The sequence below is a fragment of the Methylobacterium sp. 285MFTsu5.1 genome, from assembly GCF_000383455.1.
Lineage (GTDB): Bacteria > Pseudomonadota > Alphaproteobacteria > Rhizobiales > Beijerinckiaceae > Methylobacterium.
In genome coordinates, this window is sequence record NZ_KB911270.1 from 404,323 (window position 1) to 419,604 (window position 15,282).

The window sequence follows — 15,282 nt, forward strand, 5'->3', positions numbered from 1 at the left end:
CCGCCTTCGGGCGGGGCGCGACTCGACGCGATCGGGGATACGAAAATGCCCGGCCGCGAGGCCGGGCTCAGTGGGGTCCCTTTGCACGGGGACATCAGGACCGGGAAGCTTTGGAGGGCGAACCGGTCCCGATCGGGGATCAGAAGTCGCGCTGGACGCGGAAGCGGAAGGTGGACACGCTGTCCGCCGTCGTGGTCCGCGGCACGAAGGTGCCGTTGTTGATGCCGGCGACGTTCGCGTAGGCCGTCGGGCTCTTGTCGCGGTCGATCACGCGGCCGTTCTTGACGCCGACCTGGGTGTAGAAGCCCTCGACACCGATATCGAGGTCCTTGACCGGCGACCAGATGATGCTGCCGCCCGCCACGAACTGGTAGGTGTCGCGCAGCGCCTCGCTCAGCTGGAAGAACCGGGTGCCCGGCACGCCGACGCCGTTCACACCGAACGAGTTGCCACCGGTGTTGTTCGCCAGCGCGAAGGCCGCGCCCTGGGCCAGACGGGCGCCGCTGCCGTAGCTCATCTCACCGTACGACCCGAAGAAGGCCGAGCGCCACTCCGGCGACCAGTAGTGGAGGTACGAGGCCGTCGCGGTGAAGCTCGTCGACTGCTCCATCTGGCCCGTGAAAGGGTTCACCGTGGCGTCGTTGAAGTACTGCGCGAACTTCTGCCCCTGGATGGTCGTCGGGTTCTGCGAGTAGCAGCCGCTGAACGCGCAGTAGCCGGTGTACATCTGCGAGCCGGAGCCGTAGGCGCCCTGCAGGTAGAGGGCGTCGCCCGGCGCGATGAACGGCGTGTTGATCTTCAGGCCGCCCTGCACCGCCCAGCCGTACGAGTTGCTGGTGTGGGGGATGCTGATGTTCGAGCCGGTGCCGGTGCCGGCGCCGTTGGCCACGTTGCCGACGTTCAGCTCGTGGACGGCCGCCGACAGCTGCGCCGAACCCCAGGCCTGGTCGAGGCGCAGGGCGCCGACGACGTCGGGCATGCGCGAGCGCTGGATCACGTCGACGAAGCTGTACCGGGTCGGCACGCCGCCGGTGTAGCCGATGAACACCTCGGCCGGAGCGTTCGTCTGAGCGAAATTGACGATGTTGGAGTTGTTCGTCACGCCGGCCGGGTTGTTGGTCTGCGAGAAGATCGGGCTGCGGCGGAAGACCGGGTCTTCGGCCGAGATCGTGGCGGACAGGCCGTTGCCGAGCGTGGCCGTGTAGGCGAGCAGGTTGGTCGAGGAGACGTCCGAGCCCACCGTCGCGCCGGAGAACTCGAAGTCGTGGGCGTAGAAGTCGAAGAACGACGAGGCGCGACCGGCGGTCATGCCGGCGAACTGGATGAAGGCCTTGTCGACGTTCACGAACTGCGAGGCGCGACCGAACTGGTCGATGCCGAGAGCCGGGAAGGCCTGGCCGATGCGCTGCTGGGTGCCCGACTGGCCGACGCCGGAATAGCCGGTGCGGGATCCGGCATCGAGGCGCACGAAGGCGCGCAGGGTGCCGTAGGCGGTCTGGGTGCGGGCATCGAGGTTGATGCGCATCCGGCCCTGGTAGCCCGACGTATCACCGACGTTCGAGCCGTTCTGCCGCGAGTAGCTGGTCATGTAGCCGCCCTCGAACCGGGCGCGGCCGGAGAGACGCAGGCAGGTGTCGGTGCCGGGGATGTAGAAGAAGCCGGCGCCGTACGCGCCGCAGACGCGGACGTACTCGATCGGGACAGCCTTCTTGACCGGCAGATCAGCCGCCTGCGCTGCGCTCGCCGCGGACAGAGCCGCGGCGGAACAGAGGAGCGTGTGCTTCAAGATCCTCATCGATTTCCCCAAAACGTCGAGACCCATATTGGAGACAGCATTCAGCCACGCAGGCCGCGCTGCTATTATTTGTTTCGGCCGAATTGATTCGTCTTGCCGATGAGCTCTGGTTCTTTCGAGCTCTTGTTCGAATAAGTTCCCGCAAATGGCCGCAGCCATCAATCCCAAATCGGAACGGCCACCCGTGCCAATGTATTCGGTGGCCACGCGGCCACATAAAAATGATCTTGTTTGTCCGACGGAAACAGACACAGCACGAGCGTTTCGGCTGTAAAGCGTACTAACAGACCATGTTTCTATCAGAAACACTGTACTTCCCTGACAGATCGTATTGATCTACCGGAAACGAAGGGGTATTCGGCCGTCGAGCCCTCACGGGCCGGCTCGGACGCGGATCCGATCGCCCTGCAGGATGGCGCCGCGCCGGGCGGTGCGCGGGCCCCGCAGCGACGGACGTCTGCCGACGGGACCGGACCCGGACTGCTCGGTATCGAGAGGCGGCGCCGGGGTCCCGGTCCCCTCTCACCCCATCGGGTCGACCGGCACGGCCGATCGGCCCTAGGCGAGCCGCCCATGCGCAGCGCTTCGTTTCATCCCGTCCCACGCCCGAGTCGTCCGCGTACTGTTTCAGCGTTTCCATGATTTCCGCGCGTCCGCCCGAGCGGATCCGCGTCATGCAGCCCTTGAAATTGTGAGACGTCAGTGGAAATCGATCTTGAGACATATTATCAGGCGGCCAGAACCGGCAGTCTGGCCTGTATTCGCTCGCTCGACCCGATCTACGGCGAGCGCTTCTTCTTCCTGCGCGTCCGCGAGGTGCGGAACGGCCGCATCGCCACCGCGCGCGGGATCTTCTGGGCGGTCAACGGCGAGAAATGCGATCCGGGCTGGGGCGGGGACGCGCACGCGCTGGCCGTCCCGACCCTGGCGCTCCTCGAGATGATCGAGCCGAACCTGGAGCGGATGGCGCAGTTCGGCGTCGACCGGCGGTTCGAGATCGCCGTGGCGCGGGCCGTGCTGGAGGGCCGCCTCACCGAGATGCCCGAGATGCCGCAGCCGCCGGTTCCGACCCTCAAGGAGGCGCAGGCCGAGCTGCAGGCCGCGATGGCCTACTGGGAGGCCGTGGACGTCCGCGAGGCGAAGCCCGGCACCTCGGTGCGGATCCGCCGGGAGGCCAGCGAGCGGCTGGTCACCGCCCGCACCAATCTCGAGCGGGCCAAGCAGCAGGCCGGGCGGCTCGCGAGCTGCGGCGACCGCGCGGGCTGCCCCGGCTAGGGTCGCCGCCGCGCGTCAGGAGAACTTCAGGAGCTTGAGCGCGTCGAAATCCTGCACCCCGCCGCCGACGCGCTTGGTGGTGTAGAACAGCACGTAGGGCTTGGCCGAGTACGGGTCGCGCAGCACCCGCATCCCCGTCCGGTCGACCACGAGGTAGCCCCGGCGGAAGTCGCCGAAGGCCACCGACAGGCTGTCCTTGGCGAGGTCCGGCATCGCCTCGGCCTCGGTGACCGGGAAGCCGACCAGCGTCGCGGACCGGCCGGCGGCGAGGGGCGGCTGCCAGAGATAGTTGCCCTCCGAATCCTTGAACTTGCGGATCGTGCTCTGGGTGCGCCGGTTCATGACGAAGCCGGCATTCTGCCGGTAGGCCGCCCGCAGCCCGTAGATCAGGTCGAACAGCGCGTCCCCCGGGCTCGCCGACGGGAACGCACCCGCCGTCCCGGTGGCGACCGTGCCGATCTTGCCCGGCACCCAGGCGGCGTTGGCGACCGTGTCGTAGCTCAGGAAGCCCCGCGGGCGGCTCGCGCCGTTGCCGGACACGAAGGCGACGCCCTCCTGCTCGGCGAAGGCGGTCTCCACCTCGGCCGAGAGCCACGCGTCGAGATCGACCACGGAATCGTCGAGGAGCGTCTGGGTGGCGGCCGGCATCGCGTAGAGCTCCATCGCGGGGAACGCGATCTCCGACAGGGCCGGCGCGGCGGTCTCGGGGCGCGGCGCGGTCTCGGCGGCCCAGCCGGTGACCGGCGCGCCCACCGAGACGGCGCGCTTGTACTGGGCGCCCGAGATCGGCTGCACGCTGGCGATCGACCGGATCGGCGAGACCTGCCCGAGGCGCGCGAGCACGGTCCGTTCGATCGTGTCGGGGACGAGGTAGCCGCCGTCCGGCCCGGAGCCGGCCGAGAGCGCCTTGGCCTCCAGGCGCTTGAGCCCGGCGCTCTCGCCCGCCCGGACGTAGAGGTCGAAGGCGGCCTTGTGCTCGTGCGCGGCCCCCGTCTCCCGGACGTCCGGCTGGCCGAGGGGCGGCCGGGCCCGCTCCAGGGCGATCCGGTCGAGCCGGGTGCGGGCGGCGTCGAGGGCCGCGTCGATCCGGGCGAGCTTCTCCTCGGTGAGCACGTCGACGCCGAGGCGGCCCTCGATCCGGTCGATCCGCGCGTCGTTCGTCTCCTTGAAGGCCGCGAAGGCGGCGGCGAGCTCGTCCAGGGCGGAGCGGACCGGGCCGCCGTCGGAATGGGCGGCCTTGTTCTCCAGCGGCGGCAGGCCGCCCAGCGGGGCGGGATCGGCGATCGGGGTCTGGGCGTCCATGATGGGCCTCGTCGGGGGTGGAAGTCAGGACCGCGCGGCCGGCAGCGGCCAAGCGGCAGGTCTCGCGGCAGGTCTCGCGGCGGGTCTCGCGGCGGGTCCGAGGGCGCCCGGCGGCGCGATCAGGCCGGCGAGGCCGCGGATCGCGTCGGCCTCCGGGTCCGGAGCCGGGATCGACGCGGAGCTCGCCCTGGCCCCCGGCTGCAGCGGGAAGGTCACGAGCGAGATCTCCCAGAGGTCGACCTGCTGGAGCCGGCGCTCGCCGCCGGTGCCCTTCCGGGCGCGCAGCGTGCGGAAGCCGATCGAGAGCCCGTCGAGGCCGCCGCCGCGCATCAGGGCGTCGACCTCGCGGGCGCGCTGCACCGCGAGGTTGAGCGCGCCCTCCGCGAACAGGCCGCGGCCGTCCTCGCGCAGGGCGAGCCAGCGGCCGATCGGCTCGGCCGGATCGTGCTGGAACAGGAGCCGCACGCCCGCGGCCCCGCGGCGGGCGAGGCTCGCCGCGAAGGCGCCCGGCACCACCACGTCGCGTCCGAGATCGGGCACGCCGAACAGGCTGGCATAGCCGGAGAAGTGGCCGTCCATGGGGGATCCTCGGATGGGACAGTGAGGGCGCGCCCCGCGCCTCAGGGTGTGCCCGGCGCCCCCGGCATCGCGGGCGGGTAGCCCACGGCCTCCCGCTTCTCCGCCGCCGACAGGAAGTCCGCGGCCTGGACCCGGCGCCACAGGGATTCCCGCTCGCCGGCCAGCGCCTCGATCCGGTCGAGGTCGGGCTCCAGGTCGATCGCCCCGAAGGCGGGTTCCAGCCAGCCGGCCAGCGCCCGGGCGGTGCGGGCCGCGAGGGGGATCAGGGTCTGGCGGTAGAGGGCGCGGTTGGCCTCGGCGTAGTTGGCGTGGGTGTTGTCGCCGGGGAGGCCGAGCAGCAGCGGCGGCACGCCGAAGGCCAGGGCGATCTCCCGGGCGGCCGCGTCCTTGGCCGCCACGAAATCCATGTCGCGCGGCGAGAGCGCGAGCGGCTTCCAGTCGAGGCCGCCCTCCAGCAGCAGCGGCCGGCCGGCATTGGCGGAACCCTGGTAGTTCGCCTCCAGCTCCGCCTTCAGCCGGTCGAATTGCGGCTCGGACAGCGTCGCCCCGGCGAAGACCAGGGCGCCGGACGGCCGGGCGGCGTTGTCGAGCAGCGCCTTGTTCCAGGCGCTCGCGGCGTTGTGGATGTCGAGGGCGGCGGCGGCGGCCGCGATCGGGGCGAGCCCGCCGGTCTCGTCCTCCGGGTGGAACAGCGTCAGCGCCAGGATCGGCGCCACGGCGATCCCCGGCTCGGGCAGGTCGAACCGGCGGCTGCGCCCGCCCGCCGTGTAGAGATAGGCCGCCGGCCAGCCGTCCGGGCCCGGCAGCACCCGCATCCGTCCGGGACGCAGGACCTGGAGCGCGGCGACCCGCCCGTCGAGGCTCACCGCCTCCAGGTAGGCCGTGCCGGTGAGGAGGAGGTCGGCGTAGAGCGTCTCCAGGAGGTGCGGCCCGCTCTCCCGGGGGTTCGGCCGCGCCAGCAGGGCGAGCAGGTCGCCCGCGCGCTCGGCGCCGGGGCCGGTGGCGATCAGCGGCAGGCCGGCGGCGCTCTCGGCGACGAGCCGCACCGCCCGGTGGACGACCGGGTTGGCCTGGTAGCCGGCCCGGGCGAGCGCCGCCGGATCGCGGGGCGTCCAGCTGGCCCGTCCCTCGGCGTAGAGGGCGAAGGCCGGGGCCGCGGCGGCCTTGGTGGCGAGGGCCGGGCCGCCGGCGGCGCGGCGCGCGACCCGCGCCAGGCGTTCGAGGAGGGTCGACATGCCGGTCCGTTCCTGAGCTATGGTCACGCGATGCAGCCCCGGATCCCCACACGGCCCCAGGCGCGGCCCCAGGCGCGATTCCGGGGACGGGTCCGGGGACGGGTCCGGGCGGGGACCCGCGTCGCGGCGCGGGTCGCGGCTCTGGTCCCAGCGCTCGTCGTCGGGCCTCTGTCCGGGCCTCTGTCCGGGCCTCTGTCCGGGCCTCTGTCCGGGCCTCTGTCCGGGCCTCTGGCCGGGCCCCTGGCCGCGCCCCCGGCCGCGCCGGCCCGGGCCGCGGATGCGCCCGCACCCGCGCCCCTGTGGCCGGAGCCCGACGGGACCCTGATCCTGGCGCGCCCCTTCGGCCGGTCCGAGATCAGCCTGCGCCTGTCCCGGCGGGTCGCAGGGGCGGTGGACACGCTGACCTGGGACGGCGTCACCTTCCTCGCCGACACCGAGCCCGGCGACGCCCTGCAGGCGCGGGCGGAGATCGGCTCCGGCGCCGCCTGCCGCCGGGCGAGCGAGGCCGGCACCCCGCAGGACGGGTCCGGCGCGCCCGCGGCCCGCCGGCTCCGCGCCCTGCGCGCCGGCCGGAGCTGGGCCGAGACCGAGACCCGCATGGCCTGGGACGGCCCCACCGACCCGGCCGACGAGCCGCCCGCGGACTGCCCGACCGCCTCCGCGAGCCCCGCGATCCCGGCCCCGGCCCCGCTCCTGCGCAAGCGGGTCGCGCTCGGCCTGCCGGGCCTCGGCAACGCCGTGGAGGTGCAGGCGAGCTTCAACCTGACCGAGCCCGCGGCGGCGCTGCGTCTCGAACCCCTCGCCGCCGCGGTGCCGGCGGAGTTCTCCGCGGCCTGGCGCTTCGACCCGTCGACCGGCGGGCTCGCGCCCCTCGGCCCTGGAGCGGGGGAGCGGCCGGACCCGGTGATCCTGGCGACGCCGGAGGGCTCGCACGCCCTCGCGGTCTGGGCCCCGGGTCCGCCGGAGCAGGAACCCGACGCGCCGCGGCCCGGCTTCGCGGTCGCGCCCGAGGCCGGGGCGAACCGCCTGAGCTGCCGCTTCCGGCTGGCGAACGCCGCCGCGGGCGCGCACGATTTCGCCTGCTACGCCCTGGTCGGCACCCTCGCCGACGTCCGGGCCGCCCTTCGGAGCCTGACCACGCCGCCCTGACCGGCCCGGCGCCGACCTGTGCTAGACTGTCCGGACCGACGAACCGATGGAGGTTCCGATGGACAGGAAGCAGGCCCTCGAACTCGCGATCTTCGTCATCGCGCTCGTCCCCTTCCTCCGCTGCCTCATGCCCTCCGCGACGCGCTCCCGGGGGACCCGCCGCTCCGGCTCCCTCAGCTACGATTCGGGCTCCGGCGGCGACGGCGGCGCGATCTTCGGCGATGGCGGCTGCCACGGCAGCGACGGCGGCAGCTGCGGCGACGGCGGCGGCGGCGGTGATGGCGGTGGCGGCGGCGATTGAGCGACCGCTCGGGCGCCTAGGAGCCCGGCACGCCCAGGAGCCCGGCACGCCCAGGAACCCGGCACGCCCAAGAACCCGGCATGCCGATGTGCCGGGGTCGGGCAGCGACGACGGTTCGGGAATCGGAGCCGGGCCGCGGCGCCCGGGAAGGACGGCGGGGATCAACCCGACAGATGCGCCGCTCAATCCGCCCACCGTCGCCGCGCAATACGGAGAATTACGGTGGGGATTCCCAGCTCAGGACCGCGTGCCGTGGCCTGATCGCTACAGATTTGGCGCACGACATTGTGTATACAGCATGCAGTTCGTTCCAGAGACCACGAACCGACTCCGGCGCGCTTCACCCGAAGCGCGCCGAATTGTTTCCGGCGACCGCTGTCACAACCGCCGGATCCGGGGCTCGGCCCGGGGCTCCAGCATCAGGTGCGTGAGCGCCCAGACCAGGGCATCGAGCCGGTCGGGCGAGGTCCCGCCGGACAGGCCGTCCGGGCCGAAATCGCACAGCTCGTCCTCCAGCGCCGGGAAGGCGCCGACGTGGTGGACCAGCCCGCGGGCGTAGAGCAGCGAGACCGGCTCGGCGCGCAGGTACTTGCCCCGCGTGGCGTGGACCCGGGTCACCGGCACGGCGGGGTCGCACTGGCCCAGCACGGCGGCGGCCATCTCGCCGCCCTGGTTGACCTCGACCACGAGGGCGTCGGCCCGGAGCCGGTGGTAGAGCGCCAGCGCCGCGGCCGCCCAGGCCTGCGGGGTGGCGCGGGCGAGGCTCGCGTCGGCCAGCACGTAGGCGTGCCCGCCCGCGCGCCCGGCCGCCACGATCCCGCAGGCGTCCGAGCGCGCGCCCGAGGCGGCGGGGGGATCCACCGCCACGACGATCCGCCCGAGATCGGGCGCCGCGGCGAGGCGGCCGGCCTCCAGGGCCGCGCGCGTCCACAGGCCGTCGTCCCGGTCGGCGATGAGCTCGCCGTCGAGTTCCTGCCGGCCGAGCCGCGTGCCGGCGTAGCGCCCGACCACCTGCTGGAGGAAGTCGGGCGCGAGATGCGCGGCGTTGTCGTGGGTCCGGGCACGACTCACCACCGTGCGCGGGTCGGCGAGCAGGCGGCGGATCAGCGGCACCGGCCGGGGCGTCGTCGTCACGAGGTTGCGCGGCCGGGCGCCGAGGCGCAGGCCGAACTGCAGCATGTCGAAGGCCGCCTCGGGCCGGCGCCACTTGGCGGCCTCGTCGCACCACGCGGCGCCGAATTGCGGGCCGCGCAGCGCGTCGGGCTCCTCCGCCGAGAAGGCGAGCGCGACGGCGCCGTTGCTCCACTCCACCCGGCGGCGGCTCGGCGACCAGGCGGGCCGGGCCCGTCCCCGCGCCGGCAGGCCGAGGAGGCCGGAGGGCCCCTCGACCATCACGTCGCGCACGTCGAGATGGGTCTCGCCCACCAGGGCGATCCGCCCGACCGGCGCGCCCGCGAAGGCCGGGTCGCCGCGCGCGAGGGCGTCGACCCACTCGGCCCCGGTGCGGGTCTTGCCGCTGCCGCGGCCGCCGATCACCGCCCAGGTGGTCCAGGGCGCCGCGTCGGGCGGCGGCAGCTGGTCCGGCCGGGCCTGGTGCAGCCAGTCGCCCGCGAGCGCCCGGAGGAGGTCCGGCGGCAGCGTCTCGAGGAAGTCAGGCAGCCGCCCCGCCGCCGACAAAGCCAGCAACGCGTCGCGCGATCTCCGCGCGCAGGGCGGGCAGGTCGGGCTCGGTGTCGGGTTCGGTGTCGCGTCCAGTGTCGCGTCCGGTGCCATCGCCCCCCTCCCCCGCGGCGCCGCGCGCGCCCTCCGCATCCACCGTGTCGAGGAGCCGCTTGAGGCCGCCGAGGTCGCGCAGGATTCGGGCGGAGTCGCCCGCGCCCGCCCCCGCCCCGCTCAGAGCCGCGTCGAAGGCGGCGATCTGCCGGGCGATGTGGGCGCGCAGACGCGCCCGCAGGGTCGCCGGGTCGGCCGCGGGGTCGCCGCGACCGGTGACCGCCGGCGGCAGGTCAGCCCCGAAGGCCGTGGCCATCATCGCCGGGTCGAGCCGGCCGAGACCGAGGATCTCGGTGACGTCGCCGGGATCGGCGCCCGGCGTGCACAGCAGGCGGATCAGGGCGGCCCGGCGCGCCGCCGGCCAGCGCCCTGTCAGGAGCCGCGGCCGGTGCTGCCGCGGCCTCGGCCAGCCGGCCCGGGCGTTCCAGGTGTGCACGGTCTTCGGGTGGACGCCGAGACGGGCCGCGATCGCGTCGCACGTCAGGTCGGTCTCGCGCAGGAGCGTCAGGGCCTCGGCGCGGCTGTCCGCCCTGCTGGGAGGGGGTGGCCACATCGGGGTCTCTCCGCACACGTCTCGACCGTGCCTGGTTGATACCCCGGCAGCGCGCCGGTGTCAAGCGCAAATTCCTATTTCTCGGGCGATATAGGACTTAAGGCATAGTCCTGTCTCAGCCCTCCCAGTGCGCCACGCCGCCGTGACCCGAGCAGGTGCCTCGACGGGTGTGGCTGAAGCTCCACGTGCCGTCCCGGCACTTGGCCGTGGCGCCCGCGGGCTTCCTGCCGTCGAGGCTCTTGGCCGGCCGGTGGACGTCGGACCCGTCCCGGCTGCGGTAGTGGCCGTGGCGGTCGAGGTTCCGGTCGTCGGGCTCCGAGAACGGCCGGGCGACGGCGCCGCCCGACAGGCCGAGGAGGACGAGGCCGGCGAGCACCGGCCAGCGGGCGGCGTTCGTCGCGGTCGGGACAGGCAGCACGGCACCCTCAAGGTTGTATCATCTGCCAAGAGACACAACCGGATCGGGGCGTCACGAACTATCTGTGGTTATCCAAAAGCCAGCTACAGGTTGTGCGCGCGGGTCACGGGCTGCGCGCGGGCCGGACCTCGGCCGGGGTCGCCCGACCGGCTCTCCGCCGCGTCCGCGCGCCCGGTGCGGCCCCGCACGTCGGCGGGATGCTGAACGGGCTCGAAAGGTATTGCCGCTAATGTCCCGGTGAATGGCAGATCTGAACGCGGTTCAGGACCGGAACGGCCGTCCGGTCGACACGTTGACCGGCGCCATCCGCACGCAGGCGTCGCCTTTCACGCAGTTCGTCAGAGTGAATCGGGTACAGAATGGTCGGTGAGCCACCAGGGTCCGGCGCGGAAGACCCGCTGGGCAACGGCCCCGCGGGGGATCCTGGTCGGGGCCCGGCGCAGGGCACCGCGGAAGCCGCCGCCCTCAGCGACAGCTTCAGGCGATTCGCCGACGTGGTGCCGCTGATGATGTGGCGCTCGGACGAGGCCGGTCAGGCGATCCACCACAACGAGTGCTGGCTGGAATTCACCGGGCGCCCGCTGGAGGCGGAGCTCGGCCTGGGCTGGCGCAGCGGGCTGCATCCCGAGGATTTCGAGCGGCACGCCCGGATCGTCGCCGAGGCCTTCGAGGCGCGGGCGCCCTTCACCGTCGAGTTCCGCCTCCGGCGGCACGACGGCGAGTACCGCTGGCTGCTCGACACCGCCCGCCCCCTCGTGGAGGACGGCCGGTTCCAGGGCTATCTCGGCTCCTGCTTCGACATCACCGACCGCAAGCACGCGGAGGAGCACATCGAGCACGCGCTGGCCGAGAAGGAGGCGCTGCTGGCCGAGGTCTACCACCGGGTCCGCAACAACCTCCAGGTGATGGTCAGCCTGATCGGCCTCTACGGGCGGGCCGCCCCCGACCCCTGCCGCGGCAGCTTCGAGGCGCTGGGCCAGCGGGTCCGGGCGATCGCGCTGGTGCAGCAGCACCTCCACGAGGCGCCGCACATCGCGTCGATCGACCTCAAGGACTACCTGCACCGCCTCGCCTCCGGGCTCGGGCAGCTCCGGCGGGCCGGGCGGATCGGCGTCCAGGTCGGCGGCTCGGGGAACGGTCTCGTGGAGCCGCGCACCGCCAACGCCCTGGGCATGATCGTCGCGGAGATCGTGGCCGAGTGCCTGGACGCCACCGCCGAGCACGTCGCCTGCGCCATCGCCATCGACATCGAGGCCGCCGCGCCGCTGCGCCTCTCGATCGTCTCGAAGGTGAGCGACACGGCCGAGTCGGGCCGACCGAACGTCCCGAAGCTCGGCCCCCGCCTCATCGCCGCCTACGCGGCCCAGGCGGAGATCAGCGTCGCGGGCGATGCCAGCCCGGGCGATCCCCTGTGGCTGACCCTGCCGGCGGCGCGCCCCGGCCCGCAATGAGCGCCCGCGGCGCCGGACCCCGTCGCCACAACGGCGCGGCCGGCCTATAGCGGCCCAGACCTTTCCGGACCCGGCCGAGCATGCTCCCTCCCATCGACACCATCATCGAGAATTTCGAGATCGTCGAAGACGACGACATGCGGCTCGAATACCTGATCGAGCTCGGCCGCGCCCTGCCGCCGATGCCCGAATCGGAGCGGACCGAGGCGAACCGTGTCCACGGCTGCGAGAGCCAGGTCTGGATCGACACGCGGGCGGAGCCGGCGGACGGCACGCCGCGCCTCGTCCTGCACGGCTTCAGCGACTCATTCATCGTCCGCGGCTTCGTGGCGCTGATGATCGCGCTCTACACCGGCAAGACGCCCCAGGAGGCCGCCGAGACCGACGGCCTCGACCTGTTCCGGCAGCTCCGCTTCGGCGCCCACGTCACGTCGAAGCGCTCCAACGGCGTCCGGGCGATGGCGGAGCGCATCCACCGCGACGCGGTCCGGCTCGCCGCCGAGGCCTGAGCGGCCTCACCCGCGCCAGAGGCGCAGGCGGGCCCGGTCCGGACCGGTCGCCTCCCGTTCCAGCCCGTAATGCTCGGCGAGCCGCCCCAGGGCGATGCGGGCCACGACCTTGGCGGAGCGGGCCGGCCAGCGGCGCTCGGCCTCGATCCGCTCCAGGCCCTTCAGGAATCCGCAGAGGTCGATCAGCAGGCCCGAGAGGTCGCTCCCGACCGCGTCGAGGGCGCCGCGCACCCGCTGCCGGGCCGCGATCACGTGGTCGGCCGCGGAGGCCGGGTCGCGCGGGCCGCCGCCGTCGATCCGGGGCGCCCCGAGATCCGCGCCCATCCGCGGCAGCAGGGCGGCGGTGGTCATGTCCCGCCGCAGCCGCTCCCCGGCCTCGAAGGCGGCCGCGTCGATGAGCGGCGCGCCGTCCCGGTCGCGTCGGCACACCATCCAGGCCAGGGGATTCTCGGCGGCGTTGCGCAGGGTCGGCCCGGCGCCGCCCTCCACGACGGCGAGGTCGCGGTGCTGGTCCGCGAAGGCCAAGTCGCCCGGCCGGGCCTCCCGGCGCAGGCGCGCCCGCCCGGCCTCGCTGATCGTCAGGCGCGTGCCGGCCGCGTTCCACGTCGCCAGATCGGCCGCCGCCAGGGCGCGCCCGGAGGTGGCCGCGAAGCGGCCGCTCCCCACCGAGATCCCGTCGCCGCCGCGCCGGGCGACCAGCGCGTCCTCGACCAGGGGGTCGGGCCGCGCGTAGGCGCCGGGCTCCCCGAGCCGCGCCAGCAGGCGCACCGCCTCCGCCGGGAGATCCCCCGGAGCGGCGCCGCGGTGACGCGTCCCCGCGGAGGCGGAACGGCCGCCCTTCACTCGCATGTTCATGTTTTGTTCCGTGTGTGCTACGACGGACGTCCGAAGCCTCCAGTCTCTCAGGAAAAATCAGAAGGTCAAGGCTTTTTTACCTACAACCCACAGCTATCTAGCGACGGCCGCGCGCGTCGGCGGCCGGTGCAGGATGTCGGCGATCTCGCCCTCCGACTTGCCGCGGACCTCGTAGCCCATCGCCTCGAACCGGTCGATCAGCGCGGCGCTCTCGGTGGCGGAGCGGGCCGCCCAAGCGGCGAGGATGTCGTTCACCCGCTCCAGGTCCGCGGCGGGGTGATCGTCCTGCGGATCCGGCTGCGGATCGGGGATCGCGTCCATGTCGGCACCTCGGGATCGAACCGGTGACCGTGGTCGACGCCACGGCCCGCGGTTCAACGCCCCAGGCCGGAACCGGCTCCCGGCCGAGCCGGCATAGCCGCCCGCTGTCCCGGATCGCCCCGGATCCGCAGCCGCCCTCAGAAGTCCCGCTGCACGCGCGCGCGCACCTGGATGACGTCGACGTGGCGGGCGGTCGAGACCGGGTTGGCGAGGTTGTTGACGTAGGCCGCGTTCTGGTTGGGATACCGGCCCAGGTCGAGGATGCGGCCGCTCTGCGGCCCGTAGCGCGTGTAGATCGCCTCGACGCCGATATCGAACTCCTTCACCGGCGACCAGATCAGGTTGCCGCCGACCACGAAGCGGTAGCTGTCCCGCAGGACCTGGCTCAGGTCGAAGAACCGCGTGCCGGGGGTGCCCGGCCCGGTCCCGGTCACGCCGAAATAGGCGCCCTGCGCCGCGCGGGCGCCGCGGGCGAAGCTCAGGGCGCCGTAGGAGCCGAAGAAGGCGGAGCGGACCGCGGGCGTCCAGTAGTGCAGCATCGCCGCCGTGAACGAGTAGCTCGTCGACAGCTCCAGGCGCTGCGTGAAGGGGTTGATCACGCCGTCGCTGAAGAACTGGGAGAAGGCCGCCCCCTGCACCGCGGTGGCCGATTGCGCCCAGGGGCCGTTATAGGCCGGCAGGCCGGTATACAGGGCGGTGCCCTCCCCGTAGGCGCCCTGCAGGTAGAGCGTGTCGCCGGTCGCTATCGCTGGCAGGTTGATCTTCACGCCCCCCTGCACGGCCCAGCCGAGGGCGGAGGCCGCGCCGCCCGGGGTGCGGTTGTTGCCCACCGAGACGGGCGCCCCCAGGTTGGTGCCGGCGAACGAGACGCTGCTGAGCAGGCCGTGGTTGACCTCGTGCACGGCCCCCGAGAGCTGCGCGGAGCCCCAGGACTGGTCGGAGCGCAGGACGCCGACGATGTCGGGCATGCGGCTGCGCTGGACCGTGTCCACGAAGCCCACCCCGGTCGGGCGGCCGGCGGCGTCGTAGCCGACGAAGACCGGGGCGACGGGGTTCCCGGGCGAGAGGATCGCGCCGGGATTCGGGAACGCCGAGGCCGCGGCGTTCTGGGACGCGTAGACCGGCGTGCGGCGGAATACCGGGTCCTCCATCGACAGCGAGGCGGACAGGCCCTTGCCCAGCGTCGCCGTGTAGGCGGCGAGGTTGGTCGAGGGATTGTCCGAGCCGATGGAGGCGACGATGAACTCGAAGTCGTGAGCGTAGAAATCGAAGAACGAGGAGGCGCGGCCGGCGGTGATGCCGGCGAACTGGATGAAGGCCTTGTCGACGTTGAACTGCTGCTGGGCCCGCCCGAACTGGTCGACGCCCAGGGCCGGGAAGGCGCCGCCGATCCGGTTCAGCGCGCCGGCATGCATGGTGGCGAAACCGGTCCGGCTCCCGGCGTCGAGGCGGAGGAAGGCGCGCAGGGTGCCGTAGGACGTCTGGGACCGGGCGTCGAGGTTGATCCGGAGGCGGCCCTGGTAGCCGCTGTAATCCCCCGGGGTGGCGGTCGCACTCCCCGAACGGCTGTAGGAAGGTTGGTAGGCGTACTCGTAGCGCGCGCGGCCGGAGAGGCGCAGGCAGGTATCGGTGCCGGGGATGAAGAAGAAGGCCTGGCCGTAGGCCGAGCAGATCCGCACGTGCTCGATGAGCTGCGATTTTCGCCGATCGGGAAGTTCCGCCGCCTCCGCCGGCAGACTCAGCAACCCCGCAACACCCGCCAGTAC

15 protein-coding genes are annotated in these 15,282 nt (G+C 73.2%); 5 read left to right on the forward strand and 10 right to left on the reverse strand.

From position 1 onward, the window contains the following. Window positions 1-139 precede the first annotated feature (139 nt). Window positions 140-1,795, reverse strand: a complete 1,656-nt coding sequence (locus H288_RS0102030) for a porin (RefSeq protein WP_026604583.1) — start codon at window positions 1,793-1,795, stop codon at window positions 140-142. 702 nt (window positions 1,796-2,497) lie between these two features. Here H288_RS0102030 and H288_RS0102035 point away from each other — a divergent pair. Further along, the gene (locus H288_RS0102035; RefSeq protein ID WP_020090924.1) at window positions 2,498-3,070 is read left to right on the forward strand and encodes a hypothetical protein; all 573 of its coding nucleotides are present in this window, start codon (window positions 2,498-2,500) and stop codon (window positions 3,068-3,070) included. Window positions 3,071-3,085: 15 nt separating this feature from the next. Here the strand turns inward: H288_RS0102035 and H288_RS0102040 are convergent, their stop codons facing one another. The 3 genes from H288_RS0102040 to H288_RS0102050 are packed head-to-tail and all read right to left on the reverse strand — an operon-like array spanning window position 3,086 to window position 6,186. Then, window positions 3,086-4,372, reverse strand: coding sequence for a phage major capsid protein (locus H288_RS0102040; protein WP_020090925.1), 1,287 nt, complete (start codon window positions 4,370-4,372; stop codon window positions 3,086-3,088). Window positions 4,373-4,396: 24 nt separating this feature from the next. Next, complete coding sequence (locus H288_RS0102045; RefSeq protein WP_020090926.1) at window positions 4,397-4,951, reverse strand: HK97 family phage prohead protease; 555 nt, start codon at window positions 4,949-4,951, stop codon at window positions 4,397-4,399. A gap of 41 nt (window positions 4,952-4,992) precedes the next feature. Continuing rightward, window positions 4,993-6,186 (reverse strand): phage portal protein, encoded by a 1,194-nt coding sequence (locus H288_RS0102050; RefSeq protein ID WP_020090927.1) that lies wholly within the window; start codon window positions 6,184-6,186, stop codon window positions 4,993-4,995. A 390-nt stretch (window positions 6,187-6,576) separates the two neighbouring features. Between H288_RS0102050 and H288_RS34995 the strand changes: the two genes are divergently transcribed. Next, a complete protein-coding gene (locus tag H288_RS34995; protein WP_026604584.1) occupies window positions 6,577-7,335 on the forward strand; it encodes a hypothetical protein in 759 nt (252 codons plus the stop codon). A gap of 58 nt (window positions 7,336-7,393) precedes the next feature. Continuing rightward, a complete protein-coding gene (locus tag H288_RS0102060; RefSeq protein ID WP_106735896.1) occupies window positions 7,394-7,636 on the forward strand; it encodes a hypothetical protein in 243 nt (80 codons plus the stop codon). A 378-nt stretch (window positions 7,637-8,014) separates the two neighbouring features. Here H288_RS0102060 and H288_RS0102065 read toward each other — a convergent pair whose 3' ends face one another. From H288_RS0102065 to H288_RS0102075, 3 genes are all read right to left on the reverse strand, one after another. Next, window positions 8,015-9,313, reverse strand: a complete 1,299-nt coding sequence (locus H288_RS0102065; protein WP_020090929.1) for a terminase family protein — start codon at window positions 9,311-9,313, stop codon at window positions 8,015-8,017. Next, entirely contained in the window at window positions 9,288-9,962 is a 675-nt protein-coding gene (locus H288_RS0102070) for a helix-turn-helix domain-containing protein (protein ID WP_020090930.1), read from the reverse strand. Before H288_RS0102070 ends, H288_RS0102065 begins: the two co-directional genes overlap by 26 nt. A gap of 115 nt (window positions 9,963-10,077) precedes the next feature. Further along, the gene (locus H288_RS0102075) at window positions 10,078-10,380 is read right to left on the reverse strand and encodes a DUF3761 domain-containing protein (RefSeq protein ID WP_020090931.1); all 303 of its coding nucleotides are present in this window, start codon (window positions 10,378-10,380) and stop codon (window positions 10,078-10,080) included. Window positions 10,381-10,739: 359 nt separating this feature from the next. Here H288_RS0102075 and H288_RS0102080 point away from each other — a divergent pair, with 359 nt between their 5' ends. Next, window positions 10,740-11,831, forward strand: a complete 1,092-nt coding sequence (locus H288_RS0102080; RefSeq protein WP_026604585.1) for a PAS domain-containing protein — start codon at window positions 10,740-10,742, stop codon at window positions 11,829-11,831. 80 nt (window positions 11,832-11,911) lie between these two features. Continuing rightward, a complete protein-coding gene (locus tag H288_RS0102085) occupies window positions 11,912-12,340 on the forward strand; it encodes a SufE family protein (protein WP_020090933.1) in 429 nt (142 codons plus the stop codon). A gap of 6 nt (window positions 12,341-12,346) precedes the next feature. Here H288_RS0102085 and H288_RS0102090 read toward each other — a convergent pair whose 3' ends face one another. The 3 genes from H288_RS0102090 to H288_RS0102100 all read right to left on the reverse strand — a co-directional run bounded on the left by H288_RS0102090 (window position 12,347) and on the right by H288_RS0102100 (window position 15,261). After that, complete coding sequence (locus tag H288_RS0102090) at window positions 12,347-13,195, reverse strand: DUF6456 domain-containing protein (protein ID WP_020090934.1); 849 nt, start codon at window positions 13,193-13,195, stop codon at window positions 12,347-12,349. 93 nt (window positions 13,196-13,288) lie between these two features. Further along, a complete protein-coding gene (locus tag H288_RS0102095; RefSeq protein ID WP_020090935.1) occupies window positions 13,289-13,516 on the reverse strand; it encodes a hypothetical protein in 228 nt (75 codons plus the stop codon). Between the two features lie 137 nt (window positions 13,517-13,653). Beyond that, a complete protein-coding gene (locus H288_RS0102100) occupies window positions 13,654-15,261 on the reverse strand; it encodes a porin (RefSeq protein WP_020090936.1) in 1,608 nt (535 codons plus the stop codon). Window positions 15,262-15,282 lie beyond the last annotated feature (21 nt).

Bases quoted from the DNA above. Each gene is read 5' to 3' on its own strand.
- H288_RS0102030 (WP_026604583.1), bottom strand. From the start codon at position 1,795: ATGAGGATCTTGAAGCACACGCTCCTCTGTTCCGCCGCGGCTCTGTCC.
- H288_RS0102040 (WP_020090925.1), bottom strand. From the start codon at position 4,372: ATGGACGCCCAGACCCCGATCGCCGATCCCGCCCCGCTGGGCGGCCTG.
- H288_RS0102045 (WP_020090926.1), bottom strand. From the start codon at position 4,951: ATGGACGGCCACTTCTCCGGCTATGCCAGCCTGTTCGGCGTGCCCGAT.
- H288_RS0102050 (WP_020090927.1), bottom strand. From the start codon at position 6,186: ATGTCGACCCTCCTCGAACGCCTGGCGCGGGTCGCGCGCCGCGCCGCC.
- H288_RS0102060 (WP_106735896.1), top strand. From the start codon at position 7,394: ATGGACAGGAAGCAGGCCCTCGAACTCGCGATCTTCGTCATCGCGCTC.
- H288_RS0102070 (WP_020090930.1), bottom strand. From the start codon at position 9,962: ATGTGGCCACCCCCTCCCAGCAGGGCGGACAGCCGCGCCGAGGCCCTG.
- H288_RS0102080 (WP_026604585.1), top strand. From the start codon at position 10,740: ATGGTCGGTGAGCCACCAGGGTCCGGCGCGGAAGACCCGCTGGGCAAC.
- H288_RS0102085 (WP_020090933.1), top strand. From the start codon at position 11,912: ATGCTCCCTCCCATCGACACCATCATCGAGAATTTCGAGATCGTCGAA.
- H288_RS0102090 (WP_020090934.1), bottom strand. From the start codon at position 13,195: ATGAACATGCGAGTGAAGGGCGGCCGTTCCGCCTCCGCGGGGACGCGT.
- H288_RS0102095 (WP_020090935.1), bottom strand. From the start codon at position 13,516: ATGGACGCGATCCCCGATCCGCAGCCGGATCCGCAGGACGATCACCCC.